Annotated in this window: 8 protein-coding genes; 4 read left to right on the top strand and 4 right to left on the bottom strand. The window is 66.7% G+C overall.

Going from position 1 to position 15,668, the window contains the following annotated elements:
• Positions 1 to 716: 716 nt before the first annotated feature.
• Complete coding sequence (locus tag AB0C15_RS00770; protein ID WP_210786764.1) at positions 717 to 1,244, bottom strand: hypothetical protein; 528 nt, start codon at positions 1,242 to 1,244, stop codon at positions 717 to 719.
• Between the two features lie 233 nt (positions 1,245 to 1,477).
• Here AB0C15_RS00770 and AB0C15_RS00765 point away from each other — a divergent pair, with 233 nt between their 5' ends.
• The gene (locus tag AB0C15_RS00765) at positions 1,478 to 1,888 is read left to right on the top strand and encodes a hypothetical protein (RefSeq protein WP_357347244.1); all 411 of its coding nucleotides are present in this window, start codon (positions 1,478 to 1,480) and stop codon (positions 1,886 to 1,888) included.
• Positions 1,889 to 2,713: 825 nt separating this feature from the next.
• Here the strand turns inward: AB0C15_RS00765 and AB0C15_RS00760 are convergent.
• The 3 genes from AB0C15_RS00760 to AB0C15_RS00750 all read right to left on the bottom strand — a co-directional run bounded on the left by AB0C15_RS00760 (position 2,714) and on the right by AB0C15_RS00750 (position 7,886).
• A complete protein-coding gene (locus AB0C15_RS00760) occupies positions 2,714 to 5,602 on the bottom strand; it encodes a P-loop NTPase fold protein (RefSeq protein WP_357347242.1) in 2,889 nt (962 codons plus the stop codon).
• Positions 5,603 to 6,410: 808 nt separating this feature from the next.
• Positions 6,411 to 6,833, bottom strand: coding sequence for an NUDIX domain-containing protein (locus tag AB0C15_RS00755; RefSeq protein WP_357347240.1), 423 nt, complete (start codon positions 6,831 to 6,833; stop codon positions 6,411 to 6,413).
• Positions 6,834 to 6,902: 69 nt separating this feature from the next.
• Positions 6,903 to 7,886, bottom strand: coding sequence for a hypothetical protein (locus AB0C15_RS00750; protein WP_357347238.1), 984 nt, complete (start codon positions 7,884 to 7,886; stop codon positions 6,903 to 6,905).
• Positions 7,887 to 9,049: 1,163 nt separating this feature from the next.
• Here AB0C15_RS00750 and AB0C15_RS00745 point away from each other — a divergent pair.
• The 3 genes from AB0C15_RS00745 (at position 9,050) to AB0C15_RS00735 (ending at position 15,638) form a co-directional block, all read left to right on the top strand.
• Complete coding sequence (locus AB0C15_RS00745) at positions 9,050 to 11,650, top strand: hypothetical protein (RefSeq protein WP_357347236.1); 2,601 nt, start codon at positions 9,050 to 9,052, stop codon at positions 11,648 to 11,650.
• Positions 11,651 to 11,912: 262 nt separating this feature from the next.
• A complete protein-coding gene (locus AB0C15_RS00740; protein WP_357347234.1) occupies positions 11,913 to 13,313 on the top strand; it encodes a Shedu anti-phage system protein SduA domain-containing protein in 1,401 nt (466 codons plus the stop codon).
• A 417-nt stretch (positions 13,314 to 13,730) separates the two neighbouring features.
• Positions 13,731 to 15,638, top strand: a complete 1,908-nt coding sequence (locus tag AB0C15_RS00735) for a site-specific integrase (protein WP_357347232.1) — start codon at positions 13,731 to 13,733, stop codon at positions 15,636 to 15,638.
• Positions 15,639 to 15,668 lie beyond the last annotated feature (30 nt).

Below are 15,668 nucleotides of genomic sequence, written 5' to 3'. Positions count from 1 at the left end.
GCTCGCTGATGGACGACTCCTGCTGGATGATGTGCGGGTGGACAGGCCGAGCAGTGAGGCGCAGTTGAGTGAGGTGGGTTGGTTCTCCGTGCGGTGTGTCTTCCGCGTCGGGTCCGATCCGAAGGGTCAGTCGTACGAGGAAAGGCTGACGCTGTGGCGTGCGGAGAGTTTCGACCAAGCGATAACGCTTGCAGAGGCCGAGGCGCTCGGGTACGCGGCTGACCGGACAGACACGATTTTCGCGGGACTCGCTCAGGCGTACCGAATGTTCGACGCCCGAGACATGGAGCGGAGATCTTCTCACTGATCAGGGATAGCGAGCTGAACCCGCAGGCATACCTGACGGCGTACTTCGATACCGGCCAGGAGAGACAAGGAGACGTCTGCGCGGTATCCGACGAGAGGTGTCGCCCCTGAGCAGCCTTGCTGCTCATTTCGCTCCGCCCAGTCCTCCACGCTCAGCACCTCCCGATGCTTCAGGAGGTGATCCCGATTCACCCGGAACCACGTGGTCAGTTTTCAGGCGGTGCCGACACCCGCTGCTCCCAACCTGCTTCCCCAACCGGGCTGGCACCGGGCCGCCCACCGATCGTGAGCTGCCAGCCCGGTACCTTGGTTGGCACCAGCGCTGACTCCCGTCGTCGCATCGGTCGACCGGGGAGCCACGCCCACGGTCACCGCGCCTTGTCAGCGGCAGAAGCGGATGCCTGCGGGGTTCAGCCGCGGCTGGCGTACAGGTACACGGTGACTGCATCGGGTGCGTCCAGGTTGACCAGGAGCGCTCGACGTGTGCCCTCTGCCGTGGGTTGCTCCTCGTCGAGGCCGGAGATGGTCTTGGCGGTTTCGGGGTCCCACAGGTTGCCGCCGCCGACGTTGTGCTTGGCGTCGACTGCCCGAAGCCCCGGCGCGAGAGCCGTTGTGAAATTCGCCGCCGCGACGAAGGCGTCGAGTTCGGTGCGCGGCATGCGGACCTTCGCCGAGAGCTGGGTTTCCAAGCCGTTGCTGTACCCGGCGGTGAGCAGCACGCTGCCGGGCGGCAGGGTCACGTGAGCGACGGCTTCCACCTGGGCCGCGCTGGCGACCTCTGGCTTGGACTGTACCGGGAGCAGGTCTATGTCATTGCTGTCGACAGACAGCCCCGCCACACCGCACGCGATCAGCGACAGAAGCAGGCTGATGCACCCAAGCACGAGTGCGGCCGTGCCACTCCGGTTGCGCGTCCTCGGCGCAGCGGTCTCGATCATGGCCAGCACGATACGGCGCGCGCCTCATCGGCATGTGCGGGCGCCGCCCGCCTACCGCTTCCGCGGCGTGCGCCAAGGCTGGCACCTTCGAGTCCGTCTCGAAGGCGCCAACACAGAGGACACACTGATTGCAGGTGGGATCGGAGCCCTTCCAACCTGCTCCCCACGGCCCCGACCATTACCATCGCCTTCTCGGATGCCGCGCCTTATCAGTGCATGACAGGCTGTTCGGCATGGGCCCTGCCGACGATCGTCTCCATCTGAGGGTAAGGATCAACAACGGCCTGCTCCTCGTCCGGGATGGTGTCGGCACTTGGCTAATCCATGGCGCCGCCGACGGGTTGGTCTACCCGGCCAGGGCTCGGCTCGTGTGGCTGTTGCCACTGTTGGAGCGCACCCCGAGCGACGTCAGTGCAGAGCTGTCTGCCGTGCCTATCGCCAACACACCGCTTCCCGCCCTCGTGCGGTTCGCGCTCACCGCATGGGGAAGCTACTGGCCGACACTGGCACTCGATTGGTTGGACGCCGGCTGGCCAACCCGGGATCTGCGCGACGTACTGGCCGACTTGAAGGACTCACGCGAACTCTCCCAGCCGCTTCGCGACCGAGCACTTCGCCTCTGGCACGCCTCGGCAACTGCCTGACGGCCTGACAAGCCCGAATCTCGGAGCCACCTCGACCAACGCCGAACCGACACCGCGCTGCACGCCCATTACTCACGGTGGAACCGGTAGCCACGGAGGCGACAGCGACGGCGAGCACTCCACGCGGGGACGCCGTCGCTGACGCCTCCGAGCGCACCGAAGAGGTCTCCAGCCGACGAAACGGCTGCGGACTCCAGCGCGCTCACCCGCAACGCTCCGCATCAAATTCAGAGACACTTGCGAGCGCGGCGTTAGACGACACGAGACGCTGGCCGGCGCCAGCCACCCTGGGAGCAGCGCCACCTGACCACTTCGGCCTTCACTGGGAGGTCACACCCCACCGCTCGACCGCATCACCGCAGGTCCGAGCCCTCGTCTCTGTCCTGCGTCGGCGAGCACTTCGGGTGCGATGACCTCTTCGCCAACCTGCACCCAATCTGCTCCCAGCTGCAAGGCCGGGCCAACCAACGGCTCCTTACCGCTTTGACCCGGGCACACCAGCCAGCCAGGCGACATAGAGCGTCGTCGACTGCTGCTCAGGACCGCTGAGCACTCCGCGGTGAAGCAGGACGCCGCACCGACTCTGACCTGCGAAAACAGAAACGTGCAGGTCGGGGTGGGTGCAGTTGGATGCCGTTCGTTGCGGTTGGGCGCTGTTCAATGCCGTTCAGTGCCTCCGTCTGCTTTCAGCTTGCTCCCCTCATCTCGGCACAACACCTCCGACAGCCGTCAGCCGGCACGGTCCCCTCGGTCGCGCAGGCCGGCGCCCGTGTGGGCACCGGGACGGCACGGCACTGACAGTTCGTGATTCGCACTTGATCAGTTTCATACCGCCGGCTGCACCGACTGACCCGTCTCAAGCCGCTCGAAGAGGTCTGCGACCGCCACGCCGTCGTAATCGTTGAGGAGCTGCCGCATCTGGTCCAGGGCTTTGGCGTGCGGATGGTCGTCGAGCTTCAGCTCGCTGACCACCCGGGACCACGCCAAATAGTCGTCCGCGACCATGGCCAGCCGGTAGAGGCCGCAGTGGCTTTCGCGCACCGCCCGTAGTTGGCGCGCGAGGGCTGGCCAGCGCGCGACCACCTCGGCGACGATGACCAGCCGCTGGGAGAGCACGACCAGGTGGGCCATCGGCATCGCGGGGGCCTGGAGCAGCAGTCGGCGCACGTAGAACTGCCAGATCGTCACTAGGCGCTTACTCTCACGCCCGGACGGATCGGGCGCGGCGAGTACCCGTTCGAGCAGGAAGCGTCGGATCTTCTCGTCACGCTCGAGGTAGCCGCGCCGGACAGTGGTCTCTTGGACGCGATCTGGCGAGGACTCGACCGGTGCTGCCGGGCCCAGGTCGGGGGTAGCGGCGGGGGCCACACCACGGACCTGATTGGAGAACTCGTCGACCCGGGCAGGGAACACCAGATCCGCTTGAAGAAGGGCGTTCAGGTAGGTCTCGACGCTTTGCTCGGCTAGGCGAGGCAGGGTCACCGGCAACTGAATCAGTTTTCGCAGGAAGCTCCACCCTGGGGTGGGGTCGTCCCCGTGGCACAGGGCATCGCTGCTGACATGCGTGTACGCCCCGTTTACCTGCGCGGCGACCGCCACCAGGTCCAGCCCGATCACGAATCGACAGCCGGCAAGGTTGCCGGACAGGAACAGGTTGATCGCCTGCAGTACCTCGGTCACCGTCTGCGGTGTGCAGCGGTCGAGGTCGTCGACGAACACGACGAGCTCGCGCCCAGACTCCCGCAGGTAGCGCAGGACTAGGGCGACGTCATGCTGAACGAGATAGAGACTGCCCGACTGGGCATGGTAGAGCGGATCCCGCAGGGTCGGGTCGGGGCTGGCTACCGCGAGACCGCCGCTTAGCACCGGCCCCTCGAACAGCTCCTCGGGCAGAAAGGCAGCCGCCCGGCCGAACAGGTAACGGCACGCCGTGTGCAGCAGGCCCAGCGCAAGGATCAGGGCAGGCAGTAGCCATGCCAGGACGAGCGGGGTCATCCCGAGGACCCGTACCTTGGTCTCCGGCCGGATAAGTTGGACTACAACCGGCACAACGGCGACGATCGCGGACAGCCGCAGAAGCGGCGATGCGACGCCTTTCCACAGCTGCCGACGGAGGCGGGAGATATCGAGGCGCTCGGCGTTGCGGGCGAACCAGAAACGCCGGGCCGCACCAGGACTCCCGCAGAAAGCGGACACCGCGGCCCGAGTGATCACCTTGGTGAGGCCGGCCCACAGTTGCTCGCTGGACTGGTGGGCCCACGGCTCGAACCTGGCCACCGTCGGCGGACGCCGCTGGGTCGGCTCGAGCTTGGCGGGCGGCTTCTCGTCCCACCCGGGGTCGAGTCGCCGCCACACCGACAGCAATCGGTGGGCGCCGACGGCCGTCAGACGGCGGCTCCGCCACCACTCGAGCCATCTGCGTCGCCGCGGCCAGGTCGCCCGGTCGCGGCTCTTCCAGGCCCGCGCGTTCGCTTGGAGCCGATCCTGGACCAGCCGCATGATCGTGGTTTTGCCGCTGCCCCATGGCCCGTCAACGGCTATCACCCGGGGGCCCTCGTGGTCCTCCGGCCACCTCGGGGGCTGCGCGCCCGCGGCGTCCTCGGACGGTCGGCCGTCCACATCCGCCACGCCCTCCTCGCCGCCGTCGGGCGAGAGGAGGTCGACAAGCACATCAACAAGGACGCCGCGCCCGAGTAGGTCGGCCGCGGCAGGCGCGTCGGTAAACCCCCGGGTACCGATGCCGGCGCGCAGCGGCAGCGGCGGACCCCCGGCCGGGGCCTGGGCCGCTTCCCACTCCTGACGCCAGACGGCGAGCTTCTCCGGATCGGTGACGCCGAGGCCGGTCAGGAACGCCAGCACGCGCCCCCACGTGGGCCACGTGTGCGTATCGACTGCGAGCAGCTCTTCGGGCCTCACGTCCGCCCTGGTCGCCATCACCTCGTAGGGCGGGTTTCCGGCGGCCGCCCGCGCCTCGCGAAGCCGATCGACGAAGTCGGCTGGTTGGGGTGGACCCTCGGTGGGATCGGCAGGCGGAGCGGACCGTTCGAGGAAGTCGCGGACCACGCGGGCCGGGACGGCCAAGCCACCGAACGGTGTGCTCGACTGCGTCGCCTTCACCACGCCGACCAGGTGTCCAGTGCCGAGATCGACGACCGGGCCGCCGGCCATGCCGCGCGGGATCTCGGCCCCGCCACTACGAAGGAGCTCCCCGCTGAACCCCTCCAGCAACAACTGTCCGGACCACAACATCGGACCGCCGGAGTAGCCGTCACGGGCGTAGCCGTGCACGCCGACCTGAGTACCGATAGGCGGCTCATCCAGGCTGATTCCGAGGACGGGATGGTCGATCCCGGTAGCGTCCTCAAGTTGGAGCAGGGCCAGATCCGGAAGCGAGGACACACTGGTGGTGGACCCGGCGCCCAGCGGCTCCACAGCCATCACCTTCGCCGGTAGGCGCGAACCACGCCAGGTCACGAGGACCGAGCCGGCCCGGAAGCTCACGACATGCGCACAAGTGAGCACCAGACCGCGACCGACGAAGAATCCGCTCCCGCTGACCCCGCTCGTGTCGTCCCCCACAGCGACGACCGCTGCCGCGGCCGGGTTTGGCGATGTCACAGGGCGCTCCGATATGGTCGGTTTGCTGTATCGGCAGCTTGACACAGTTCCCGCGAGGACCGCCTCGGTGGTTCGGACGATCGCCGGACAGGGCATTGATTCCCACAATGGTCGGGCTAGTCATCTCGAGAGCGCTGGTCATTTGGCGACGGCGCCACCACCGACACGCCGGGAGTAGGACACCGGCTGCCGGCGCCGGCCCTCTATTGAGCGGGATCCATGCCGGTGCCACCAACGGCGGATCCCAGAGCCGTACGCCGATGCGGCACGACCCTCTTGATGACGTCAGCGGGCTCCACGACGACAGCCGGCACCGGCCAGGCGAGGAGCACGAAGGCTGACCTCTTCGGTCTTCTCTTGGAGGTCACGCCGAACCGCTCGCTTGTATCGCCGCAGGTCAGGTCCCTCGGGTCTGCGCGGTGTCGGTGAGCGCTTCGGGCGCGGTGAGCACTTCGCCGACCTGCGCCCAATCTGCTCCCACCTGCAAAGCCACGCCATCCAGCAGGTCCTTACCGCTATGACCGGCGCACACTCCCCCGCCAGGCAGTATCGAGAGCTATCGACTACTGCGCCAAGACGCGGAGCACTCCGCGGTGAAACAGGACGCCGCACCCGCTCTGACCTGGGAGAACGTGAAGGCGCAGGTAGGGGTGGGTGCAGTTGAGCGCCGTTCGATGCCGTTGGACGCAGTTCAAGGCTGTCGGCGATGACGTCAGCAATGCCCTTGCCACGGCCCACTGCTCCCAACCTGCTCCCCCTAGACCGGGCACGCCCCGGGCCGACGACCACCGACCGATGGTGAGCTGTCGGCCCAGCGCGTTGGTCGGCACCAGCGCCGGCTCCCGCATCCGCTTAGATCGATGGGGCAACACGCCCACGAACGCCGCACCACGTCAGCGGCAGATCAATGCGTCTCGCCGACGCTGTCGAGATGGAGCGGCAGGACTACGGCGGTCGTCACGGCCAGGTCGCGGTTGAGAACCTCATCCCGCGGGACGAACACCATTGCGCGGCCCTCGCCGACCACCACATCTTGTTGACAGGCTTCGGTCCTGCCGCGGAAGACGTGAACAGTCACCGTGTGCGGGAAGCCGGCCTCGTACGGGCGTGGGCCGCTCCACAACGCATGCAACTCACCCGTCCTCAGGCCCGTCTCCTCCAATAGCTCCCGGTGGGCCGCCTGTTCAGGCGTCTCGCCCGGCTCGACATGACCACCCGGCAGGCTCCACTGGTTCGGAGAAGCCGACGTTTGATCATCGCGATGCTGCAGGAGTACCGCCTCCGAGGAATTGACGAGAAGCACCAGCGCAACTTCATAGGTCGCCATGGCGAGATCGTCCCAGACCCGCTGCCACCTATCGGTGCAGCAGACCCACCCGGTGTCGGCTAGCTGCTGCTAGAACCGCGCGGGTCGCCAGGAAGGCCCCGCGATCTTCGGCGGTTTGGTGAGCGTGGGGATGATGGCGTGCCAGGTGGCGTGCCAGGCGCTGGGAGGAAGTGCCAAGGTGGCGCACACCTCATCCGCCAGTTCCTCGTGGCTGCGACCGCGCCACGGGGTGCCGACGAAGATTTGGTAGTCACCGTCGAGCTGAAGGGCGACCTGAAACAGCTCCTGATCGCGGTAATCGTTGGCCACCCAACTGGGTCTGAGGCCGTAGGTAAGCAGCCGATCGCGGTCCACGTCCGTAAGGACGCGCCGTCCGGCGGCACGCTCGGACGTCTCCCACGAATGATCCGCAGCCACCCGTGCGACTTCCACGTCGTACTCCGCAGCTACGAACGACACGCCCCGCGTCATGGGCACCTCCAGCGACCAGTCCCAGTGGACCAGATCGCCATCCCGCGCGATGGTGACGTCTGTGGACCCACAGCCGTAGACACCGCACTCGCATCGGGCGATCGCAACGGTGCACGGCTCGGAGGCGGCCACGAGACGATTGGTGGGAACAAGGACGTCGTACGGGTCCATCCCGAGACCCGCTCCGGCAGAGGTCATCTCCGTACCGTTGACGTAGACCCGGACCTGGAATTCGCCGCCCGCGTCGCCGGGCACCGGCGATACCTCCAGACGGAGAGAGTCGACTCCTGGCCGGCGGGCGACTCCTCCACCTGCGGCAAGGGCGAAGCCTGGAGGGACAGTGCCCGGATAGGGAATCCCTATTTCCCGAAGTGACTTGCCCACGAGATCGCCGATATCCCAGGACGAGTCATGCGCCGAAGCACCGGCGAGCTCACGCAACGTCGGCGAGTCCAGCCCGTCGATCAACGCCTGACAAGCGGCATGGATCAGGTCCGCCAACCCGTACCCGGTGTCTGTGTTCCAATGCGCCACAGCGTCGTACAGGCGCTGCTCCGCAGACCCGCCGCCCTTCTCAATCACGCCAACCATCATCCACAGGCCCTGCGAGGACCGCACCACCGTTTCACTCCGCCCCCGGTCAGCCGCACGTCGGCCAGTCGCTCATCGCCCGACTGACAACCTGGGCCCCCAGTGCTGACGCCTTCGGATCCGCCGAAGAGGTCACCAACCAGAAGTGCCTGCTCAGGACACCGCCCGTGGGATCGGTGTCTCGAATGACGGAACTGCGGCGGACTCCGGCAAGCTCACCCGCACCGCTCCACATCGATCTGCAACACGCCTTCAAACGCGGTCTTAGGCGAACCGAGACGCCAACCGGCGCCAGCCATCCCGGAAGCAGCAACGCCTGACCACTTCGGCCTCTGCTGGGAGGTCACACCGAACCGCTTGATCGCATCACCGTAGACCAGAGCTCTCGTCTCTGCCCGGCATCGGTGAGCACTTCGGTCGCGGTGACGTCTTCGTCAACCTGCTCCCAGTTCCAAGGCCGGGCCAACCAACGGCTCCTTACCACCTTCATCTCCGGACACCCCTTGTCAGGCGATATAGATAGTTGTCGACTGCGGCGCAGAACCGCAGAGCACTTCGCGGTGAGGCAGGACGCCACAATGACTCTGACCTGTGGAAATGAGAACTGCAGTTTGCGGTGGGTGCAGATGGATGCCGTTCAGGGCCTTGGGCGCTGTTCAGTGCCGTTCAGTGCGTCCGTGTGCGCCCAGCCCGCTCCCCCAATCTCGCACGAGCCCGCCGGCGGTTGACCGACGAAACGGTCTGCTGCCGCGCAGGCCGGTGCCCGCGCGCTTGCCGAACGCGGTCTAGTGAGCCGCCAGCACCCACACAAGCGACACCTAACATCAACATAGAAGGCCGATATGTTACGGAATCGCCGATTGGCACTAGCGCATGTACCGCTCGATTTTCAGCTACGCCCACTGATTGAGCAGCCATCCAACGAGGGCGCGGGTCGCTCCTGCGACTGCACCGCCGACTGCGGTGAGCATGAGACGGATCTGCACGGCGTTTGCTCGGCGGTTGGTCCTGTCGCGCATGGATTCCTCCTAGTCCTTGCGTCTGGGTGTGGCTTATCCTTGACGGCGGCTTGTCGCCGCCGGACGGATTGCGATGGGTGCGGTCGGGGTGGGGGTTGCGCATGCGCGGCGTGCGATCGGCGACGATGGGCCGCGATGGATAGCGACAGCCGCGGTTCGGGACGACGCCGGGCACGCGGTATCAGGCGGGTGCCGCTGGAGCCCGGGGCGCTCAAAGATCTCAAGGATGCGATCTACCGCTTGTACGTGGACGCCGGACGGCCCACCCTTGACTTGATCGCCGCAGACGTGGCCGGTTTGGCCGATGAACTCGACCTCCCAGGTGCCCCCGGCCGTGACACCGTCAACCGAATCATCGGAGATGCGCGTCTTCCACCAGGACGTGAAGACACGATCGCCACGGCAGTGGTCCTCGCACACGTGGCTGGCCGACGGGACACCGCGGCAATCGCCGCAGACATCGGTGCACTCTGGACGCGGGCCGCCGGGACGCCTGCGGACAGCCGGTTCGGGCGGCCGGTCCGGCAGTGTGACCCGCTGGCGCTCGAGGTACACCCCGCAATTCAGATGGATCGCCCGCTACCGCCGCTGCCCCCGTACGTCGAGCGCAGGCACGACCACGAGTTGGCCAAGGTTGTCAACGAAGCCTCCTCGGGCAAGAGCCGCATCGCAATGCTTGTGGGGGCGTCCTCCACGGGAAAGACACGTGCCTGTTGGGAAGCGATCCAGCGTCTGCCCGCGCAGTGGCGGGTGTGGCACCCGTTCGACCCAACCCGGCCCGACGCCGCCGACCAGCATCTCGCGCAGGTCCCCGGGCACACCGTGGTCTGGTTCAACGAGGCACAGCACTACTTGCTCACCCCCGATCCGAGGCTAGGAGAGCGAGTAGCAGCCCGATTGCGGACCCTGCTGCGTGATCCGGCCCGCGGGCCGGTACTGATCTTGGGGACAATCTGGCCGTATTATTGGGACGCGTTAACAGGTCCGCCACCTGCGAGTGACCTCGATTTGCACGCGCAGGCCCGAGAGCTTCTGATCGGCGCCGACATCACGGTGCCGGACGTATGGGCACCGGCCGAGGTGCGACGGCTTGTGGCCGCGTCCGACGAGCGTCTGCGGGATGCCGTCGAAAACGCCGAGGCCGGGCGTATCACGCAATACCTGGCCGGCGTTCCCGAACTGATGCAGCGATATCGCAACGCTCCACCTTCGGCCCGCGCTGTACTCACCGCCGCCATCGACGCGCGTCGCCTCGGGCATCCGCTGTCACTGCCGCACGAGTTGCTCGCACGAGCGGCGCCTAGCTACTTGGCTGATGTCGAGTGGAACCAGCTGGCCGACGACTGGTGGCAAGAAGCTCTCGCGTATACCGCTAAACCGTGTCACGGCATCGCAGGCCCGCTGAGCCACATCCGTCCTCGCCCCACTGAACATGGCGCCAAGCCCCTTACCGGTTACCGGCTTGCCGACTACCTTCAACAGCGCGGTGCAGCGGAGCGCGCGTCCATCTTCCCGCCGGCTGGATTCTGGGACGCCGTGGCAACCTCCGTCAGCGACCCGGTCACCCTACGGACCATCGGCGGCCACGCGGAGCGCCGCGGACGGTACCGGCGTGCCGCTGCGCTGTACCGACTCGCGATCCAGGGCGGAGACGACGAGGCTCGTTGGACCTTGGCCGCATTGCGAGAACGCGCCGGAGACCAAAGCGGCGCAGCCGCATTGAGGCAGAGCGGCACCACAACAGTTGACGACGACGCCGGTGAGCTGTCTGCGAGCGCGGAGCTGCGTGAACGGGCCGGGGATCTGCCCGGCGCGATCGACCTGTACCAGCAAGCAGCCGACCGGGGCGATGCACAGTCTTGGGACAGACTGGTCTCGCTGCTAGAGCAGGCTGCGGATCCGGACGGCGCGCTGAACGCGGCGCTGCGGGCCGCAGATCAGGGCCGAATCTCCGCGCTCAGGGTACTTGCGGTCACTCGCGACCGGTTGGGGGACTCGGCCGGTTCAGAGCAGGTTGCACGCCTTGCGGCCGACCGGGGCGACGCGACGATATTCGGTGCGCTCGGTGCGACCCGTGAACGTCTCGGCGACATCATCAGCGCCAGAGTCCTGTACCAGCGAGGTGCTGACCACGGCGATGCATACGCGCTCTTGTCCCTGGCCGAACTTCTGAAGCGGATCGGCCTCAGTGACGACGCGGAAAGGCTCCAGCAGGCTATTGACAGCGGAACGCCGTCCGCGCTGATGTCCCTGGCCGCCCTACGCGAACAGATGGGTGACAGGTCAGCCGCTCACCAGCTGTACCAGCGGGCAGCCGACCGAGGCAGCATCGCAGCGTTGCTCTCGCTAGCCGCCCTCCACGAGCGCGACGGTGACCTCGACGCCGCCGAAAAGCGATACCAGCAGGCCATCGAGCAGGGCGACGTGACCGGGTTGTGGTCGCTGGCCGGCCTGCGCCACCAATCCGGCGACCTCCTCGGTGCCACCGACATGTACCGCAGAGCCGCCGACCACGGAATAACCGCGGCATTGATATCACTGGCCGAAATAGCTGAAGAGCAAGGCGATCGGGTCCAAGCGACGAACTGGGCGCTACTGGCTACTGACCATGGCGACAGGGACGGCCTCCCCATGCTGATTCGGCTACGTCGTAGTGCGGGAGACCAAGCCGCCGCAGCCCACATGGAACGCTTCGGCTTGGAGGACGACGGCAGCCCCGCCGCCAACATCGAATGACGGACACCCAACCTAGGCAAACCGGCCACCTGGCGCCCGCAACCCGTACCCGCCCGGGAAGCTCGGCTTCGGCCGCGCGTCTCTCGACGACAGCAGCGAGCCCGGCCAATGGGCGGAGGCGCGGACACGGACACGGACACAAGGTAGCGATCGCTGCGCGGCAGATGAGCTGCTCTCGATGCCGCACGTCATACTTCGATCATGGCCACGGACAACGCCGTCGAAGCGCCGGGCCTGGTTGTGCGGCAGTGAGGATGTGAACATGCGGAGGCTGGACGACCAGCACGCGGTTGAGCAAGCGATGCGCGAGCTCTGGGAGGCGCGCTCCGCGAGCCGCGAAGGGCTCGGTTGGGCCGGCGCCGCCGGAAGTGTCCATACCGGCAGCGCTCATCGGGCACTGGTGCGTCTGCTCGTCGACATGCTCGTCGAGCGTGGAGTTGACCGGGCCGCGATCCACCTAGACGCGCCCCTGGACCTTCCTGGCGGATATCGTCCAACGTCGCGCCGATGGGACCTGATCGTTCTCGACGAGGGCATCCCGGTCGCGGTCATCGACATCATGGTTTCCACTGGTCCATCGTTTGGAAACAACCTCAACAACAGGATTGGGGAGATTCTGGGCGCCGCCGCCGACTTTGCCCGCGCGTACGACCAGGACCGGACCCGGGCGATGAAACCTTGCGTGGGCCTGTTCTTTGTTCTGGAGGATTCCGACGAGACCAGTCGCCCACGCAGGCGCCGGCCCGGTGTGGCGTTCACCTCCGGCGACGACAACGTATTGTCCCACCAAGGTCGGCTCACTGAATTCTTCCGCCGGATGCTGGGCGACGGCATGTACGACGCCATTTGTTACTTAGCTTCACGACGCCCGCCCGATTTCTCGGTCACTGAGCCCCATCCGGACCTGGGCTTCGCCCCGTTCAGCCAGGCCGTGGCCACTCGTATCGGCCAGGTCAAGGAGGCGCGGGCGGGCTCCGGTTTCGACTCTGTCGGCTTCGGCATGATGCTCGCCCAGCGCGACGATGTCGACGAGGTGTTATCCGGGCTTACCTCAACCCCGGAAGGTCTGTCGGCGGCGGAGGCGGCCATCATTCGGCATCGGCGCGCCGTGGTGGCCGAACTGCGCGTCCTGGCGCTGGATCCGGAGGCCAACGAGACAAAGATGCAGGCTGCCATCGGCGATCGTTACTGGCTATTCGGCGGGCAGTACGTCGGGATCGCCCGACGCACTCTGGTGCCGCTCGACCAGTACGACATCCCCCTCATCAGCGCCGACGGCAGCCTGCATATCGTTGAGCTCAAAGGGCCGGAGAGCAGGCTGGTGCGTAGCCACCGCAACCACCTCATCGTCGCCAACGAGGTCCACGAAGCGGTCAGCCAGTGCCTGAACTACCTCCGTTCGCTCGACGAAACCGGCGCCACTCTGCAAACCTTGCAGCGAAACGAGCTCGGCGTCGAGTACGACTACCGGCGAGGTCGCGGCACTGTTCTCATCGGCCATCCCGACCGCGTCGCTGTTCCCGGTGTAACCCGCGGACAGATCGACCAGACCATCCGCTCCTACAACGCCCACCTCAGCCGCATCCAAATCCTCACCTACGCAGACCTGCTTGACAGCGCCGAACGTGCCTTGCGTTTCGAAGCTGAACGCCCTGGCCGCTAGGGCTTATCCTGTCGCATGTCGCTGAACCCGATCACCGAGGGTGTGTGGCATCTCGCCGTGCCGTCCCTATGCCGTTGAATCATCTCAAGCGAGTCTTAGGCTTGCTGCCCGGTGCGCGGGCATGATGCCGCCGCCGTCTTCGCAGGAACGTGAGCAGACGACGACACCAGCGAAGTGTTCGACTGAGCTGGCTTCAGTGTCCGACCGACCAATCAAGTCAGATACCCGACTCTGACAGGATAAATGGCACCTGCCACTGGATTTCATCACACACTGTCAGTGCTTGGTTCGAATCGTCCGCAGGGAGCAGCTGGCTTTCTGCAGTCGTCGACCCGCTGCATCGCAGAAATCCCTCGCTTGCCGTTGAGATCCAACGACAATCAGGCGGCCTCTCTTCTTGGCCATTGGGCGAGCTAAATGAAGACCTCGGAGCATGTCCCCGGTCCGGTGTCGCCGGCCGGGTTGGGCGGCGACGGCCCGGACAACCGTTGGACTGGTGAACGAATCAGCGCCTTGGGCGCAGTCACCGATCTGACGACTACTGCACGGATCATGGGACTGTCTCGTTCGGTTGCGTACAACCTGGCCAAGTGCGACCAGTTCCCCGTCCCGGTGCTCCGATTTGGCAGCCGCTACCGGGTGCCGGTTGCGGCCATCCTCCACGCCCTGCACCTACCGTCCAGCCACCACGGCCAACCACCGGCACCAGTGCCGGAGCACGAGCCGACCCCAGGCGGCGAGGCAATTCAGGATCATCCCCGACCGAACCCGCAGTCACCTACTGCCGCAGGCTCAACCCGAGGGACACGCCTGAACAGGGCGAGAGGGCCCGTTTTCAAACGCTGTTCCTGTCGCGACGGCGAGGGCCGCAAACTCGGTAATCGCTGCCCCCTCATCCGCCAGGCGAGCGGAGCGTGGAATCCCACCCACGGCCGGTGGGCCTACCAACTCGAACTGCCCACCCACCCCGGCCAGGCGCGCCGGCAACTACGCCGCAGCACCTTCGACACCCGCGACGCCGCCACCGGCGACCGCGACCACGCCAAAGCCCTGCTCGCCCTCGCCAGCGACGACCCAGCCGTCGCCGCCGAGATCGCCGACATGCTCCTCGCCGTCGCCGCCGGCGCACCACTGCCGGACCGCGACACCATCGCCCGACGGGTCCGCGCCGGACTGCCCGCCACCGTCACGACCACCATCGGCGAATACCTGCACTCGTGGCTGGCATCCCGCCGCAGCCTCAGCAGCGTCCAACCCAACACCCTGCTGGCCTACGAGTCGCACATCCGCGTCCACCTGGTCCCGTACCTCGGCGCCATCGCCCTGGTCAAACTACGGGTCGAGCACGTCGAGGCCATGTTCGCCGCCATCGCCGACCGCAGCACCGCCATCGAGATCGGCCGCCAAAGCGACGACCCCGTCATCCGCGCCAGGGTCCGCGGCCTGCGCACCACCAAACCGGCCAGCATGCACCGCATCCGTGCCACCCTGCGCAAGGCACTCAACGACGCCATCCGCCGCGGCAACAACCGGCTCATCGACTTCAACCCCGCCGCCCACATCGAGCTGCCCTCTGGGGTACGCCCCAAAGCCCGGGTATGGACCGCCAAAGCCGTACAACGGTGGCGCGACACCGGCGAGCGGCCCAGCCCCGTCATGGTGTGGGCCCCTCAGCAGGCCGGCGCGTTCCTCGACCACGCCGAAGAGCACGACATCGCCCTCTACCCACTGTTCGCGCTCATCCTGCACCGCGGGCTACGCCGCGGCGAGGCCGTCGGACTCACCGACACCGCCGTCGACCTCGACAACTGCCTGATCAGCGTCACCCAACAAATGGCCACCCACGGCTATACACCCGTGATCAAGAAGGTCAAGTCCGAATCCGGCAACCGGATCATGGCCATGGCCAGCATCACCCGCGTCGTCCTGCGCGCCCACCACGCCCGCCGCGCCCAATGGAAACTCGCCGCCGGCCACACCTGGCCCGACACCGGACTGTTCTTCGTCCAACCCGACGGGAAGCCCTGGCACCCCAACGCCGTCACCGACCGCTTCGAAGCCCTCGTCCGCGACGCCGACCTACCCCCGATCCGACTGCACGACCTGCGGCACTGCGCCGCCACCTACCTCAAAGCCGCCGGCGCCGACCTCAAAGACATCCAGGAACTCCTCGGCCACTCCTCGGCCGCCATGACCGACGTCTACACCTCGATCATCGCCGAACTCGACGTCGAACGCGCCAAAGCAGAAGCCGCCGCCGAACTACTCCCCCGCCACCGAGGACGGGCTGCCGCATGGGTATCCGCTATCGCCCCTCGTCCCTAAGGACGAGGCCGGTGATGCCCATAGATCTTC

Source organism: Micromonospora sp. NPDC048835, assembly GCF_040649995.1.
Classification (GTDB): domain Bacteria; phylum Actinomycetota; class Actinomycetes; order Mycobacteriales; family Micromonosporaceae; genus Micromonospora.
The sequence above is the reverse complement of the archived record's forward strand: the minus strand, read 5'-3'. Positions and strand labels throughout refer to the sequence as shown.

Bases quoted from the DNA above. Each gene is read 5' to 3' on its own strand.
- AB0C15_RS00770 (WP_210786764.1), bottom strand. From the start codon at position 1,244: ATGATCGAGACCGCTGCGCCGAGGACGCGCAACCGGAGTGGCACGGCC.
- AB0C15_RS00765 (WP_357347244.1), top strand. From the start codon at position 1,478: ATGGGCCCTGCCGACGATCGTCTCCATCTGAGGGTAAGGATCAACAAC.
- AB0C15_RS00760 (WP_357347242.1), bottom strand. From the start codon at position 5,602: ATGCCCTGTCCGGCGATCGTCCGAACCACCGAGGCGGTCCTCGCGGGA.
- AB0C15_RS00755 (WP_357347240.1), bottom strand. From the start codon at position 6,833: ATGGCGACCTATGAAGTTGCGCTGGTGCTTCTCGTCAATTCCTCGGAG.
- AB0C15_RS00745 (WP_357347236.1), top strand. From the start codon at position 9,050: ATGGATAGCGACAGCCGCGGTTCGGGACGACGCCGGGCACGCGGTATC.
- AB0C15_RS00740 (WP_357347234.1), top strand. From the start codon at position 11,913: ATGCGGAGGCTGGACGACCAGCACGCGGTTGAGCAAGCGATGCGCGAG.
- AB0C15_RS00735 (WP_357347232.1), top strand. From the start codon at position 13,731: ATGAAGACCTCGGAGCATGTCCCCGGTCCGGTGTCGCCGGCCGGGTTG.